The organism is Bradyrhizobium sp. WSM1253, assembly GCF_000244935.1.
GTDB classification, from domain to species: domain Bacteria; phylum Pseudomonadota; class Alphaproteobacteria; order Rhizobiales; family Xanthobacteraceae; genus Bradyrhizobium; species Bradyrhizobium canariense.
Genome location: NZ_JH600073.1, coordinates 4106679 through 4121741, shown reverse-complemented (window position 1 = coordinate 4121741; position 15063 = coordinate 4106679). Strand labels below are relative to the sequence as shown.

Here is a 15063-nt window from a genome sequence, read left to right as displayed (position 1 = left end):
TTTCATTCAGGTCAAGCGATTTCGGCGCGAGCCTTCCGATCTCACGCTTCGACCGGAAGCGAACTGCGCGCCGCCAGGTCTGTGCAGAATCTCGTCGCAAAGCTCAGGCGGCTGACGACGATGCGAAGCGGAACGTTCTATGGATGGCGCGTTGTCGCCGCGGCGTTCGGTCTCGCCGTTCTCGGCCTGGGGTTCGGCTTCTATGGGCCGCCGATCTTCCTGAGTGCCATTCGCGAAGCCCACGGATGGCCGCTGGCCCTGGTCTCGACGGCCGTCACCGTGCACTTCCTGGCGGGATCGATCGTGACGGCCAATCTGCCGACGCTCTATCGGCGCTTCGGCATTCCGGCTGTCACAAAGGCCGGGGCGCTGTCGCTGGCCGTCGGCGTCTTTGGATGGGCGATAGCAGCGACGCCGTGGCAATTGTTCGGCGCGACGGTGTTGAGTGGTGCAGGGTGGGTGACGATGGGCGTGGCCGCGGTCAACGCCATCGTGTCGCCCTGGTTCGTCCGTCGTCGTCCCGCGGCACTCGCGGTCGCCTATAACGGCGCAAATGTCGGCGGGATCATCTTTTCGCCGCTCTGGGCTGCGGCCATTGCCAAGCTTGGGTTTGCCGTTGCAGCAGCAGCCATCGGCCTGATCTTGGTCGTGGTAGTGTGGCTGCTTGCGAGCACTGTGCTGTCGCGCGCGCCGGAGCAGACCGGATCGATGCCGGACGGCGCGGCCCCGGCCGAAGAGACTGTCTCGGCGAAGTGCGCACGGCCGCTGCCGGGATCGCCGCTCTGGCGGGACCGCAAATTCCTGACGCTCGCGGCTGGCATGAGCCTGGGGCTGTTCGCACAGATCGGCCTGACCGCACATCTCTTCTCGCTGCTGCTGCCTGCGCTCGGTGCGCAATGGACTGGGCCGGTGGTGGGACTGATCGGCGTCATGGCGATCGCCGGCCGGACGCTGCTGGGCTGGCTCATGCCTGAAAGCATCGACCGGCGGCTGGTTGCCTGCGCCAGCTACGCCGTTCAAATCGCCGGCACGATCACATTCATTGCCGCGGCCGGAACGAACATTCCGCTGTTGATCCTCGGTGTTGTCTTGTTCGGCCTCGGGTTCGGCAACGGGACGTTCCTTCCGCCGCTGATTGCGCAGCTCGAATTCGCTCCGGACGACGTGCCGCGTGTGGTCGCGCTGATTGTTGCGATGTCGCAAGGCGCCTATTCATTTGCGCCGGCGGTCTTTGGTTTGATCCGGGAATGGCTTCCGGCCGGTACGGGCGCCACGCCCGGCTTTTATGTTGCCGCGGCGCTGGTGCAGGGATTGGCGATCTGCGCATTTTGGGCGGGGCGCCAGTCGCGCCTCCGAGCCGATGCGGCTTGAAACGCCGCGCAATGGCCAATGCGTTCGATGATGCCGTTCTGCGCCTGTTTTGCCCGACGGGCCAAGAACGCGTCTTAAAATCCGCAAGTCGTCACGCCGCCTTTTTACGGCTCGGTCGGATCAGAACGTCTGCGGAAATTCCAAGACGTTCATGGAGGCGGCGGATCATCGTGATCGACAGCCCGCGCTTTCGGTTCAGAACCTCGGCGATGCGGGTGCGTGTCCCGATGATCTCTTCCAGGTCCCGCCGGGTCAGCCCTTGCTGCTCCATGCGAAACTTGATGGCCTCGATAGGATCGGGCGGATCCATCGGATCATGCTCGGCCTCGTATGCATCGATCAGCGTCGCGAGCACATCCAGACGGTCGCCTTCGGGTGTGCCGGACTTCGCGCCCCAGAGGCGCTCCACCTCCTTGAGTGCGCCATCATAGTCTTGCTTCGTCCGAATTGGCCTAATCTCAGTCGCCGCCATGCCGAACCTCCCTTACATCGACCTTGTCGTAGTCCCGGTGCGTGCCGATCCACTTGATCCACACGATGCTCTTCTCGAAATCGACTGCAACGATGGGTGCAATCCGGACGTTCGCGACGAATTCCCCGTAGCTGTGGTGTCGTCGTTGTTCTGGTCGCCGGATCAATGCTTCGTAACCGTCTAAGTCATTGATCCCGCTCATGCCGGTTACTGTGCATGGGGTTGTTTTTCGACTTTTTTGGTTTGAGGGCACGACGGTGCGAGGATGAACCGGACATCATCCGGTCCGCTACTTCATCACCCGCAGATTCTTGGTCGTGAACCGCTGCGTCTTGTCGCCGGGACGAACCGGCCGCCGTGTGCCGGCGGCCTTGCCGGTGCCGGGTGGCTGGTGCGCGGGGACCAGCTGGTCGGGGCGGGAGCCGATCAGATCGGCGCGGCCCATCTCTTTCAGGGCTTCACGCAGCACCGGCCAATTGTCGGGGTCGTGGTAGCGCAGGAACGCCTTGTGCAAACGGCGCTGCCGCAGGCCCTTGATCGCCTCGACCTTGTCGCTGCCGCCGCGCCGCACGCCGCGCAAGGGATTGACGCCGGTGTGGTACATCGCGGTGGCCGTCGCCATCGGCGAGGGCAGGAAGGTCTGCACTTGATCCGCGCGGTAGCGGTTCTTCTTCAGCCACAGCGCGAGGTTCATCATGTCCTCGTCGGTCGTGCCCGGATGCGCCGCGATGAAATACGGGATCAGATAGTATTTCTTGCCGGCCTGTTCGGCCGCCGCATCGAACATCCGCTTGAACTGGTTGTAGGCGCCGATGCCGGGCTTCATCATCTTGTCGAGCGGCCCGCGCTCGGTATGTTCGGGCGCGATCTTGAGATAACCGCCGACGTGATGGGTGACGAGCTCCTTGATGTATTCGGGGCTCTCGACCGCGAGGTCGTAGCGCACGCCGGAGGCCACCATCACCTTCTTGATGCCCTTGGTCTCGCGCATCTTGCGATAGAGCCGGATCAGATCGTCGTGCGAGGTGTTGAGGTTCGGGCAGATCTCGGGGAAGACGCAGGACGGCCGCCGGCACGCGGCCTCGACCTTCGGGTCCTTGCACGCCATCCGGTACATGTTGGCGGTGGGACCGCCGATGTCCGAGATGACGCCGGTGAAGCCGGGCGTCTTGTCGCGGATCTTTTCGATCTCGCGCAGGATCGAGCCCTCGGAGCGGTTCTGGATGATGCGGCCCTCGTGCTCGGTGATCGAGCAGAAGGTGCAGCCGCCAAAACAGCCGCGCATGATCGTTACCGAGAATTTGATCATGTCCCACGCCGGGATCTTTGCGTCACCGTAGGACGGATGCGGAGCGCGCGCGTAGGGAAGATCGTAGACCGCGTCCATCTCGTCGCTGGTCAGCGGGATCGGCGGCGGGTTGAGCCAGAGGTCGCGATCGCCGTGGCGCTGCACCAGCGGTCGCGCATTGCCGGGATTGCTCTCCCGGTGCAGCACGCGTGACGCGCGCGCATAGGCTTCCTTGTCCTGCTCGACTTGCTCCAGCGCCGGCAGCCGGATCACGGTCAAGCCTTTCGTCCGCGAAGCGCCCTCGTCGGCGGAATCGAGATCGTCGGCGTGCAGTTCGACATAGTCCTCAGGCACGCGGCGGAACAGCGCGACGCCCCTGATGTCGTCGAGCTCGCGCGGCGCTTCGCCGGCGGCAAGACGGTTGGCCACTTCGACCACGGCGCGCTCGGCATTGCCGTAGAGCAGCAGGTCCGCCTTGGCGTCGGCCAGCACCGAGCGGCGCACCTTGTCGGACCAGTAATCGTAATGCGCGATCCGGCGCAGCGACGCCTCGATGCCGCCGAGCACGACCGGGACGCCCTTGAACGCCTCGCGGCAACGCTGCGCGTAGACGACGGTGCAGCGGTCCGGCCGCTTGCCGCCTTCGCCGCCCGCGGTATAGGCATCGTCGCTGCGGATGCGGCGGTCCGCGGTGTAGCGGTTCACCATCGAGTCCATGTTGCCGCCGGTGACGCCGAAGAACACTTTTGGCTTGCCCAATACCTTGAACGGCTCGGCCGAATGCCAGTCCGGCTGCGAGATGATGCCGACGCGAAAGCCCTGCGCCTCCAGCAGCCGGCCGATGATGGCCATGCCGAAGCTGGGGTGGTCGACATAGGCATCGCCGGTCACCAGCACGATGTCGCAGGCATCCCAGCCGAGCGCATCCATCTCGGCGCGGCTCATCGGGAGGAACGGAGCCGGCTTGCGCGGGCGTGCCTGGGCCATCAGGGGTTTTTCGGCGGCGATGATCTGGATGTCCATGGCGCATACGCATAGGACTCCGGGACGGCGAATACAACCGACGGGCACGTGAAAGATCCGGTTCCGTGGCCGGCAGCCCAGGCGTGCGACGCGTTAACCGTTCGCGAACGCAGCCATCAGCTGTGTGCACCTTCTCGGGTCACACGCAGGAACCAACTGCCCTCGCGAACATTCTGATGCAGGGTTTGCGCCGGCCCGGCTGGCGCGCGCTCGCGCCCGGGGTCTAGTATCGCCTCGATGTTCGCCTCGGGCGGATGGGGGAGCCGTGAGTACAGTCATAGAGAACTTGCTGCTCCGAAAGCAGAAGCTCGTTGAGCAGCTCGAGAAGGCGCCCACGGTCGAGGACCGCGACAAAATCGAGCACCAGCTCGAACAGATCAACACCGCGCTGGATTTTCTGGACAGGCCCGGCACGAAAGGTGCGCGGTAGCAGCGCTCAATCCACCTGCAGTGCTCTTGCGTAGACCACGCCCGAATTGGTGACGTGCGTGGTCATCAGCGTCGCGAAGGCGGCAAACTCGCCGCGCGCGAACAGATCGAGCAGCTTGCGATGCTCGTCGAAGGACGTGCGGGTGCGCACGTCGATCGGCGAAGTCAAATTGGTGCGGAGTGCAGCGACGCGGCTGGATGCGAGCTGATAGGATTCGGCGAGATAGTGGTTGCCGCAATGGGCGAACAGCGCCTCGTGGAAAGCGGCATCGGCGCGCCCGTAGGCGATATTGTCCCGGGCCGCAATCGCCGGCTCCATCGCCGTGATCGCCTCGCTCATCCTCGCGGTCGCACCCTCGCGATCATGGTGGAAGGCGAGCTCGGCGGCCTTGGGCTCCAGCGCGATCCTGAAAGTGCAGAGCGCGGTGATGTCTTCGGCGCTTGGCGTGAAGACAAAACTGCCGACCTGCGGCCGGATCACGACGAGGCCCTGCGCCTGCAGCTGGCCCATCGCCTCGCGCACCGGGGTGCGGCTGACGCCGAAGGAGTTGGCCACCATCTCCTCGGAGATGGCGGCGCCGAGCGCGAACTCGCCGTCGATGATGGCTTGGCGCAGCCGCTGCATCACCCGCTGCGACAGCGATTTCGGTGCATCGAGCTTCAGCGATCGCATCGGCTCTCTCAGATCACCTTGCCGGGGTTGAGCAGATGATCGGGATCGAGCGCGGCCTTCAACGTCCGCATCAGCGCGATCTCGGCCTCGCTCCTGGCATGACCCAGCCACTTCTTCTTCAAGGTGCCGATACCGTGCTCGGCGGAGACGCTGCCGCCCATCTCGCGCACGAGACCGTAGATGATCGCGTCCATCGCTTCCTTCGGCTGCTGCTCGACGGCAAGGCCGGTCACCCAGGAGACGAGATGCAGATTGCCGTCGCCGATATGGCCGTAATAGACGCTCTCGCATCCGTCGATGCCGTCCGCCAGCGCGGCCTTGCAGCGCGTGACGAACTCGTCCATCCGCGCCACGGCGAGCCCGATATCGTAGGAGATGTGCGGCCCCAGCACTTGGCCGAACTCGGCGCAGATGTCGCGCACGCGCCAGAAGCTCTGCGTCTGCCCCAGCGATTGCGCCACGGCAGCGTCGGCGAGCAGGCCGCGCTCCATCAGCTCTTCGAGCCAGCTTTGGAACCGCGGTGCGTCGAGGCTCTCGTCGGTGCCTTGCGCTTCGACTAGCACGTAGAGGCCGTGGCCTGTGGCGACCGGCGGCTTGACGCCGGCGCGAGTCGTAATGACGTCCCAATAGTCCGGCCACATCACCTCGAATGCCGACAGCAGCGGGCCGAGCCCGCTTCGCGCGGCGCCGAGCAGCGCGATCACCGCGGCATAGTCCTCGAGCGCGCAGAGCGCGGCCATGGTCGAGCGCGGTTTTGGAAACAGCCGCAGCACCACGCGGGTGATGATGCCGAGCGTGCCTTCCGAGCCGATGAACAGATGCTTCAGGTCATAGCCGGCATTGTTCTTCATCAGCTTGTTGAGGCTGGTGATGATGGTGCCGTCGGGCAGCACGACTTGGAGCCCGAGCACCAGCTCGCGCGTCATGCCGTAGCGGATCACGCGGTTGCCGCCGGCATTGGTCGAGAGGTTGCCGCCGATCGCGCAGGAGCCGCGCGAGCCGAGATCGAGCGGAAAGAAGAAGCCGGCTTCGTCGGCCGCCTGCTGGATCGTCTGAAGCGGCGTGCCTGCTTTCACCGTCATCGTCATCGAGGCGTGATCGATCTCCTCGATGCCGCTCATGCGCTCCAGCGAGATCGCGACCCAGCCTGCCTCAGGCGATGCGCCGCGGCACAGCCCGGTCAATCCGCCCTGCGGCACGAACGGCAGATGTGCCTGCCGGCAAGTCGCGATCGCATCCGCAACGCCTTGCGCGTCGACCGGGCGGATTACCGCGAGCGGCGTTTGCGGCAGGCTCGCGCTCCAGTCGTTGCAATTGCGCGCGGGCACGTCGGTGCCAACAAGCACGGCTGCGGCGCCGAGCCTGCCGCGCAAGGCGCTAAGCAACTGGGCGGGCCGCTCGACGGGGGTCACCATGTCCATGCGAGACCTCCTCGGAATCTGGCTGCGTGTCATGCGCGCCATGACGATGGAAAGGATTTGCGCCTTTGTTGTATGTAAGGTACAAGGCGGAAAGTAAAGCAAAAACAAGGCTTGCCAAGCCCCTGGTTCGATCGTCCGAGATCAGAGGCGTGGTCCGAAGCCACAGCAACGGATGGTGTGATGACGGAGGCAATTCGCGGGTTCTGGGTGGCGTCGGCGACGCCGCTTGCCGCCGACGGCAGCGTGGACTCCGCCAAGCTCGCGGCCCACGCCAAGCAACTCTTCGGCAAGGGCGTCGACGGTGTCGTGCTGTTCGGCACCACCGGCGAGGGTACCTCGTTCAATGTCGCCGAGCGGGTCGCGACCATCGAGGCCGTGCTCAAGGCCGGCGTCGCGCCGGACCGAATTGGAATCGGCGGCGGCTTCCCCGCGATCAGCGACAGCATCGCACTGACGCGCGCCGTGCTCGGCCTCGGTCTGCGTCACGCGCTGTATCTGCCGCCTTACTTCGACCGCAGCGTCACCCCTGAAGGCATCGAGGATGCCTTTGCGGCGATCCTCGACGGCGTCGCCGACGATCGCCTGCGCGCCTACCTCTATCATATCCCGCAGATCTCGGGTGTCGCGATCCCGACGAGCGTCGCCGCGAATTTGCGCAAGCGCCACGGCAAGGTCGTTGCAGGCCTGAAAGACTCCAGCGGCGACTTCAAGCAGTTCCAGGCGTTCCGCGCCGCCGCTCCTGAGCTCGCCATCACCGTCGGCAACGAGGTTGACATCACCCGCGCGATCGCCGCCGGCGGCGCCGGCACCATCTGCGGCATGGCCAACATCGCGCCGGAGCTGGTCAAGGCCATGATCGACGGCAAGGATGTCGAAGCACGCATGCAGGCTGCCGTGGACATCGTGGTGAAATCGCCATCCTTCCTCACGACGCTGAAAGCCATCCTCGCGGCACAGACGGGCGATGCGAGCTGGCTGCGTGTGCGGCCGCCGCTCCGGGCCTTATCCGACGGCACCGTGCTCAAGCGGAAGCTCGACGAGCTGACGGCTCCCGCCATCGCGTGAGATCGCGCAAAACCGCGACACGTTGCCGCAAATTCGCGCGCTGCGTGTCGCGCTCGCTGCGCAATCAATCGAAGATTGCCGAACAGCGGGATCGGAATCTAGAACCCTTCAACACTAGAGCGATTCAAGTTCGCTTGCGGTTCTCTTCACGAACAGCGTCTGTTAGACGCGCCAGCTTCTGCGTCTGACTTGGAAGTGAATCGAAAGTGCGTGTCTATCTGGACGGCCAGCGCGTCAGCGGCCGTCGAACGCTTGCCGGCGAGAGCCGCGCGGGTCTTCTCATTGGAGCGGCCGTGCTGCTCGCCGAATTTCTCTCCAGCTCGGCGACCGCGCAGGCCCAATCCGCACTTCCGCCGGTGACGGTGGAAGCGCCGGCTCCGCGGCCGAAAGCGGCGCGTGCATCGGACCAGTCTCCGCGCCGCACGCAAACCGCCGCGCGCCAGCGCAATCACAATCCAGCACCCGCAGCGCCGACGCTCTCGGAGCGCGCCGCCGCGGAAGCCGCCGCGCAACAGGCCGCCAAGCTCGGCTACCGCGCGATGCCGAGCGCAACCACGTTGCGCAGCGGCGCCTCGCCGCTCGACACCTCGCAGGCCGTCAACGTCGTCCCTGCGCAAGTGTTGAAGGACCAGCTTCCGCGCAACATCGACGATGCGCTCGTCAATATCTCCGGCATCACCCAGACCAACACGCTCGCCGGCACCCAGGACGCCGTGATCCGTCGCGGATTCGGCGACAACCGCGACGGCTCGATCATGCGCAACGGCATGCCCCTGGTGCAGGGGCGCAGCCTGAATGCAGCCGTCGACAGCGTCGAGGTGCTGAAGGGGCCGGCCTCGCTGCTTTACGGCATCATGGATCCCGGCGGCATCGTCAACACCATCAGCAAGCGTCCGGAGCTCTATCAGCACGGCTCGGTCACGCTGCTCGGCTCGACCTTCGCGAACAACCGCAGCGGCGCTGACGGCACGCTCGACATCACCGGTCCGATCGGCGACGGCGGTCTCGCCTATCGTTTCATCGGCTACGGCGTCAGCGAGGACTATTGGCGCAATTTCGGCCGCCACAGGGAAATGCTGGTCAACCCGTCGCTCGCCTGGTACGGCGACACCACGACGGTCCAGCTCACCTATGAGCACCGCGAATTCATCACTCCGTTCGACCGCGGCACCGCGTTCGTCAACGGCGCTCCGCTGGCGATCCCGAAGACGCGCCGGCTCGACGAGCCCTTCAACAACATGTGGGGCACCTCCGACCTGGTGCAGGCCTCGGTCGAGCAGAAGCTCGACGACAATTGGAAGGTCACGGCGGCCTATAGCTACAACACCGAAACATATAGCGCCAATCAGCTTCGCATCACCGGCGTCAACGCCAAGAGCGGTGTGGAGACCCGCAGCAATGACGGCACCCAGAACTCGCTGAGCAACGCCAGTTACGGCACCTCCTATTTACAGGGTGACGTCTGGGTGGGCGGCTTCCGCAACGAGATCCTGTTCGGTGGCGAGGCGCTGTATCGCACGATCGATCGCCACGACTTGATCCGTCAGGCGACCCCGAGCTTCAATTTCTACAACCCGGTCTACGGACTGATCTCGCCGGGCACGGCTGTTTCGCCAACGGACAGCGAACAGACCGACAAGCTCGGCACCCGCGGCTTCTTCGCTCAGGACACCTTCCATCTGACCAACTGGCTGTCCGTGGTCGGAGGCGTGCGCTGGATGGAATACGAGCAGCTCGCCGGAAAAGGCCGGCCGAACTTCATCACAAACACTAATTTGGCGGGTGACAAGGTGCTGCCGCTCGGCGGCGTCATCTTCAAGCTGAACGATCAGCTCTCCTACTACGTGAGCTATACGCAGTCGTTGAAGCCGACATCGGTCATCGCAGCGTTCACCTCCGGCTTTGTCGTAGACTCCACCATCGCGCCCGAAGAAGGAACGCAATGGGAAACCGGTCTGAAGTTCGATGTCAACAAGCGGCTGTCGGGCACCCTGGCCGTCTACGACATCCAGAAGAAGAATGTCCTGGTGCTGGATGACATCGGCGGAGGCAAGTCGGCGGCGCGCGCCTCTGGCGCGGCCAAGTCGCGCGGCGTCGAATTGGACGTGACCGGCAAACTGACTGATCAATGGAGCCTGATCGGAAGTTATGGGTATACCGATGCCCGGCTGATCAATGATCCCGCTGTCGGTAACGCCAAGCTCCTGAACGCCGCCATGAACACGGCTTCGCTCTATCTCGTCTATGATTTCGGCGATGCGCTGCCCGGACGTCTGCGGCTCGGCGGCGGCGCGCACTATGTCGGTGACCGACCGGGCGACTCCCTCAACACGTTCTTCCTGCCGGCCTATACCGTCGCGGACATCTTTGCGACTTACGACACCAAGATCGACAATCTGCCGGTGACCTATCAATTCAACGTCAAGAACCTGTTCGACAAGGTCTACTATACGTCCACCACCGGAAACGCTCTGAACGTCGCGATCGGCGACGCGCGCAGGATATCCCTGTCGGCGACGGTGAAGTTCTAGCGATGACGGTGTGGCGCGAGGAAGCCGATTTCCCGGTCGTGCAGACCAGAAGGGCCGGCGCCGATGCATGAGTGCTGGCGCGCGATCAAGGCCGTTCTGCTTCAGGTCCATTCCATCGCGGGCCTCGCGCTCGCGCTGCTACTCGCTGTGATCGCGCTGACCGGTGCGATCATGAGTTTCGAGGACGAGATCGGCGACTATCTGAACCGCGGCATCATGCAGGTCGCGCCGCGCCAGGCAGCGGCGCTGATGCCGGACGAACTGGTTGCGCGCCTGACTGCGGCGCAGGATGTCGGCAAGGTCTCCGCCGTGACGCTAGCAAGTGATCCGTCCGCCGCGGTGCATGTGCGCTTCGCCCGCGACGAACGAGGCGCGCGGCCGTCCTCGCTCTATGTCGATCCCTATGACGCGCGCGTGTTGGGCGCACCGCGCGGCGAAGAGTTTTTCGCGACCGTGCGCAAGCTGCATCGCTGGCTGTTGATTCCCGGCGACGCCAAGGGCTGGGGGCGTCAGATCACGGGCGTGGCCGCGCTCGGCTTGATCGTGATGCTCGTCTCGGGACTGGTGCTGCGCTGGCCGCGGCGTGCAGGCAGCGTGAAGATGTGGCTGAAGCCCAATGTCCGGCTCAGCGGGCGCGGGCTGCATCGGTCGCTGCATGCGGTGATCGGCACCTGGGTCCTGCCGGTCTATCTGGTGATGACGCTCACCGGGCTCTGGTACTCGTTCGACTGGTACAAGGATGGCGTCGTCTGGTTGCTGTCGCGGCCGCAAGTCGCCGCCGCTAAGATGCAGCCCAAGATGCCCACAAAGGCGTCGCGTGCCACCGGCGCCGGCGAGACGGCGCAGCCGATCGGCTTTGATCGCGCGTGGGCCGCCTTCCTGCACGAAGAGGGCAGCCGCTTCTCCAAGGCGTTACTGACGCTGCCCGCCGGTCCGGGCACGGTGATACGGATCCGGTCCTGGGGGAAAGACTCCACCCTCGATACTACCCGCGACGAACTCCGCATCGACGCCGTGACCGGTCAGTTGGTCTCTGCGGAACGCTACGCCGACAAGACGTTCGGCGAGAAGATCATCGCGAATGTGCTCGACATCCACCGCGGTGCGATTCTGGGTTGGCCCGGCAAGCTCGCGTTCATGGTCGCGGCTGCGCTGATGCCGCTGTTCGCGGTCACCGGCGTCCTGCTCTATTTGTCGCGCCGCAGGATGCGGCGCCCTGTGCAGCCGCGGCTCGGCCGGCTCGTGCCGGGCGAGTGAACGGACGAACTGCTTCGACACGGCTTGGGGTCGCCCGGCTGACCTGCCGCCCTCATGTCACTTCGCCTGCATGCGCCGTTCGTCAATGACGATGTCGTTGTTGATGGCGTAGACGAAGCAGCCGCCATCTCGGCCGTTCCGCGCGGGATCGCTGTTGCATTTCGCCAACGCGGAGGTCTGGGCGTCTTTCAGGCTGGGATCCCCTGCCGAGATGAATAGTTTGCCCCCGGGATGGATCGCGATCGCCTTGGGCTCCATGGCCTTGTCGTAGTTCTGCACGTCAGGGCGCTGTCGCGTGATCCGCCGGATGATCGGAATCTGCGACAAGTCGTACTTGCCTGCATAGTGCAGCCGCGGCATGTCTCTCGACGCGAGCTCGCCTTCGGCGACGATTTCCTCGTTGACGGCCAGCAGGGCGCATGGCTTGCCGTAGCGGAGCTGACACGCTTCGAGCGAGCGGTCGCCGGTGACAGACGGGTCTTCATGCTCGCAGGAGCGAAAATAGCTTGCGCGGATGAGCTCCACGGCCTGTCCCTTGTTGGGTTTGCAGGCGAGATAGTCCTTGATCAGCGTGTCGCGAAGCGTTGGGTGTACGGCCGGCGTCGCTGCGGCCATGATCGAGGCCATTGCCCGCTCGAATTGCGATTTGCGTTCGGCATTGGTGAGCGCGGCCATGGCGACGCCCGGAAGCGCCAGAAATATCACCAGGAATTTCAACATTTTCATATTGCGCCCCCCAGACGATTTGGAAACTCTAGCCCCCAAGCGCGGCATACGAAACGATTTTTCAGCGAGGGGCCAGGGCGGGCGCGCCGCCGGGCGGGGCCATGCCCCGGATCGGGCTGGCCAACCGGCCGGCAATCATTCAAGAACCAGTCCCGTTCAAGTCTCCCAAGGTTGCCTACCCCATGAAGCTCACCACCGTCACCCCCGCCGACATTCGCCGCGCGCTGCTGCTTCGCGAGGAGATCGCGCTGCTCGATCTCAGGCACGAGGCTGGTCTCGCGACGGGACATCCATTGTTCGCCGCCAATTTGGCCGCCGATCGGATCGAGATCGAAGCCGAGGTCAGGCTGCCGCGCAAAAATGTGCCGATCGTGCTCTATGACGACGGCGAGGGATTGGTCACTGCCGGCACCGAGCGGCTGGCCGCGCTCGGCTATACCAACGTCCGCGCGCTCGATGGCGGGCTGAAGGCCTGGCGCGACGCGGGCTATCAGGTGTTCGAGGACGTCAACTCCTACTCAAAAGCCTTTGGCGAGCTGGTCGAATCGCGCAGGCATACGCCGTCGTTCAGTGCCGACGAGGTGGCAAAACTCATCGCGGACAAGGCCAACATCGCCATCCTCGACGTTCGCCGCTTCGACGAATATGCCACCATGAACATTCCGGGCTCGGTCAGCGTGCCCGGCGCGGAGCTGGTGCTGCGGGCAGGGCAGGCGGCACCCGATGCCGAGACCACCATCATCGTCAATTGCGCCGGCCGCACCCGCTCGATCATCGGCACCCAATCGCTGATCAATGCCGGCGTGCCGAACAAAGTCCGGGCACTGCGCAACGGCACCATCGGCTGGACGTTGGCGCGGCATACGCTCGACCATGGTGCCGACCGGCGTGGCGCAATCGGACCGTTCGAGGGCGGCCCGGCCAATGCGCGCGACGTCGCCTATCGCGCCGGTGTCCGCCATATCGGCGCGAGCGAGATGACTTCGCTTGTCGCGCAGGCCGATCGCACGCTCTATCGCTTCGACGTGCGTGACGCGGAGGAATATGCCGCAGGTCATCTCCCGGGGTTTCGCCACTATCCTGGCGGCCAGCTCGTCCAGGAGACCGATATGGCAGCACCAGTGCGCGGCGCGCGCGTCGTGCTGACCGACGACAGGGGCGTCCGCGCCGACATGACGGCGTCCTGGCTCGCGCAGATGGGCTGGGAGGTCTATGTGCGGGAAGGCGGCTATGACGGCGCACTCGAAATCGGTCCGCCGCACGTCCTGCCCAAGCCCGACCCAGCCCACCGCTACCGCCGCCCCTATGAGGGCACCGGCGTCGACGAGCGCGCGATGCAGGCCTATCTCGACTGGGAGTATGGTCTGGTCGATCAGTTGCGGCTTGACGGAACGCACGGGTTTTATGTGATCTGACGACCGCTCCGCCATCTTCTCCCCGTATCCGAACCCTATTGTGCTGCGCATCCCCCGCGGTCTATGAGCTGCGGCGAAGCTGTGACCCACGGAGATTTCATGCCAGTCCCAGGCCAAAGCCCTGAGCGGAGCGCGAAGGCGCTGCTGCTCGAAGGCGTCAACGACAGCGCCGTGGACCTGTTCAGAACGGCGGGTTTCACCAATGTCGAGCGCCTGACCAAGGCGCTGGACGGCGAGGATTTGCGGCGGGCGCTCAAGGGCGTGTCGCTGCTCGGCATTCGCTCGCGCACCCAGATCACCGATGAGGTGCTGGAAGCAGCCGACCAGCTTCTCGCCGTCGGCTGCTTCAGCGTCGGTACCAACCAGGTCGATCTGCTGGCGGCGCGCAAGCGCGGCATTCCGGTGTTCAACGCGCCGTTCTCGAACACGCGGAGCGTCGCCGAGCTCGTGATCGGCGAGATCGTGATGCTGCTGCGGCGCATCTTCCCGCGCTCGGTGTCGGCCCATGAGGGCGGCTGGGACAAGTCGGCGACCGGCAGCCGCGAAGTGCGCGGCCGCACCCTTGGCATCATCGGCTACGGCAATATCGGCTCGCAGCTCTCGACGCTGGCCGAAGCGATCGGCATGCGCGTGATCTATTTCGACCGCACCGACAAGCTCCGCCACGGCAACACCGAGCCGGTCGAGAAGCTGGAAGAGCTGCTGGCGCAGAGCGACGTCGTCAGCCTGCACGTGCCGGAGACGCCGGAGACCGCCGGGATGATCGGTGAGAAGGAGCTGCGGGCGATGAAGCCCGGCTCCCTCCTGATCAACAACAGCCGCGGCACCGTCGTCGATCTCGATGCGCTGGCGGGGGCTCTGCGCGACGGTCATCTCGCGGGTGCCGCCATCGACGTGTTTCCGGTCGAGCCGTCCTCGAATTCGGACCGCTTCAAGAGCCCGGTGCAGGGCCTCGGCAATGTCATCCTCACGCCGCATATCGGCGGCTCGACCGAGGAGGCGCAGGAGCGCATCGGCGGCGAGGTGGCGCGCAAGCTGGTTGACTTTTTCATCACCGGCTCGACCACGGGGGCGGTGAATTTTCCGGAGGTGCAGTTGCATCTGCGTCCCTCCGGCGCGCGCTTCAGCCACGTCCATCGCAACGTGCCCGGCATGCTGCGCCGGCTCAACGAGGTCTTCCTCCAGCGCGACATCAACATCGCCGCGCAGTATCTGGAGACCTCGGGCGACCTCGGTTACGTCGTGCTCGATGCCGACCTCGGCGGCCAGGATTCAGGCGCGCTGCTGCAGCAGATCCGCAGCCTCGAGGGGACCGTCGGCGCGCGGCTGGTGTTTGAGCACTAGCACTGCATTGACGACCGGCCGCAGGGCGCCTTGAATGCGGCCTGCCGG

The 15063-nt window shown here is 65.0% G+C and carries 13 protein-coding genes; 7 read left to right on the top strand and 6 right to left on the bottom strand.

What is annotated here, in order from left to right:
- The first annotated feature begins 120 nt into the window (after window positions 1-120).
- Complete coding sequence (locus BRA1253DRAFT_RS21040) at window positions 121-1371, top strand: MFS transporter (RefSeq protein ID WP_007597662.1); 1251 nt, start codon at window positions 121-123, stop codon at window positions 1369-1371.
- A 91-nt stretch (window positions 1372-1462) separates the two neighbouring features.
- On the opposite strand, the gene BRA1253DRAFT_RS21035 is transcribed toward BRA1253DRAFT_RS21040, so the two are convergent.
- From BRA1253DRAFT_RS21035 to BRA1253DRAFT_RS21025, 3 genes are all read right to left on the bottom strand, one after another.
- Complete coding sequence (locus tag BRA1253DRAFT_RS21035; RefSeq protein ID WP_007597661.1) at window positions 1463-1843, bottom strand: type II toxin-antitoxin system HigA family antitoxin; 381 nt, start codon at window positions 1841-1843, stop codon at window positions 1463-1465.
- The gene (locus BRA1253DRAFT_RS45310; RefSeq protein WP_007597659.1) at window positions 1830-2045 is read right to left on the bottom strand and encodes a type II toxin-antitoxin system HigB family toxin; all 216 of its coding nucleotides are present in this window, start codon (window positions 2043-2045) and stop codon (window positions 1830-1832) included. The genes BRA1253DRAFT_RS21035 and BRA1253DRAFT_RS45310 overlap by 14 nt, the downstream gene beginning before the upstream one ends.
- A gap of 87 nt (window positions 2046-2132) precedes the next feature.
- Window positions 2133-4154 (bottom strand): YgiQ family radical SAM protein, encoded by a 2022-nt coding sequence (locus BRA1253DRAFT_RS21025; RefSeq protein ID WP_007597657.1) that lies wholly within the window; start codon window positions 4152-4154, stop codon window positions 2133-2135.
- A 265-nt stretch (window positions 4155-4419) separates the two neighbouring features.
- Between BRA1253DRAFT_RS21025 and BRA1253DRAFT_RS44550 the strand changes: the two genes are divergently transcribed.
- Complete coding sequence (locus tag BRA1253DRAFT_RS44550; protein ID WP_007597654.1) at window positions 4420-4584, top strand: hypothetical protein; 165 nt, start codon at window positions 4420-4422, stop codon at window positions 4582-4584.
- Between the two features lie 6 nt (window positions 4585-4590).
- Here the strand turns inward: BRA1253DRAFT_RS44550 and BRA1253DRAFT_RS21020 are convergent, their stop codons facing one another.
- Both BRA1253DRAFT_RS21020 and BRA1253DRAFT_RS21015 read right to left on the bottom strand, forming a co-directional pair.
- Entirely contained in the window at window positions 4591-5256 is a 666-nt protein-coding gene (locus BRA1253DRAFT_RS21020) for a GntR family transcriptional regulator (RefSeq protein WP_007597652.1), read from the bottom strand.
- 8 nt (window positions 5257-5264) lie between these two features.
- Complete coding sequence (locus BRA1253DRAFT_RS21015) at window positions 5265-6677, bottom strand: FAD-binding oxidoreductase (protein ID WP_007597645.1); 1413 nt, start codon at window positions 6675-6677, stop codon at window positions 5265-5267.
- 180 nt (window positions 6678-6857) lie between these two features.
- Here BRA1253DRAFT_RS21015 and BRA1253DRAFT_RS21010 point away from each other — a divergent pair, with 180 nt between their 5' ends.
- From BRA1253DRAFT_RS21010 to BRA1253DRAFT_RS21000, 3 genes are all read left to right on the top strand, one after another.
- Complete coding sequence (locus BRA1253DRAFT_RS21010; protein ID WP_007597644.1) at window positions 6858-7742, top strand: dihydrodipicolinate synthase family protein; 885 nt, start codon at window positions 6858-6860, stop codon at window positions 7740-7742.
- Window positions 7743-7948: 206 nt separating this feature from the next.
- Window positions 7949-10273, top strand: coding sequence for a TonB-dependent siderophore receptor (locus BRA1253DRAFT_RS21005; protein WP_007597643.1), 2325 nt, complete (start codon window positions 7949-7951; stop codon window positions 10271-10273).
- Window positions 10274-10336: 63 nt separating this feature from the next.
- Complete coding sequence (locus BRA1253DRAFT_RS21000) at window positions 10337-11530, top strand: PepSY domain-containing protein (RefSeq protein WP_007597642.1); 1194 nt, start codon at window positions 10337-10339, stop codon at window positions 11528-11530.
- A gap of 57 nt (window positions 11531-11587) precedes the next feature.
- Here BRA1253DRAFT_RS21000 and BRA1253DRAFT_RS20995 read toward each other — a convergent pair whose 3' ends face one another.
- Window positions 11588-12256, bottom strand: a complete 669-nt coding sequence (locus tag BRA1253DRAFT_RS20995; RefSeq protein ID WP_007597641.1) for a hypothetical protein — start codon at window positions 12254-12256, stop codon at window positions 11588-11590.
- A gap of 182 nt (window positions 12257-12438) precedes the next feature.
- On the opposite strand from BRA1253DRAFT_RS20995, the gene BRA1253DRAFT_RS20990 reads away from it, so the two are divergent.
- Entirely contained in the window at window positions 12439-13671 is a 1233-nt protein-coding gene (locus tag BRA1253DRAFT_RS20990; RefSeq protein WP_035993744.1) for a rhodanese-like domain-containing protein, read from the top strand.
- 99 nt (window positions 13672-13770) lie between these two features.
- Complete coding sequence (serA, locus tag BRA1253DRAFT_RS20985; protein WP_007597639.1) at window positions 13771-15015, top strand: phosphoglycerate dehydrogenase; 1245 nt, start codon at window positions 13771-13773, stop codon at window positions 15013-15015.
- Window positions 15016-15063: the final 48 nt, after the last annotated feature.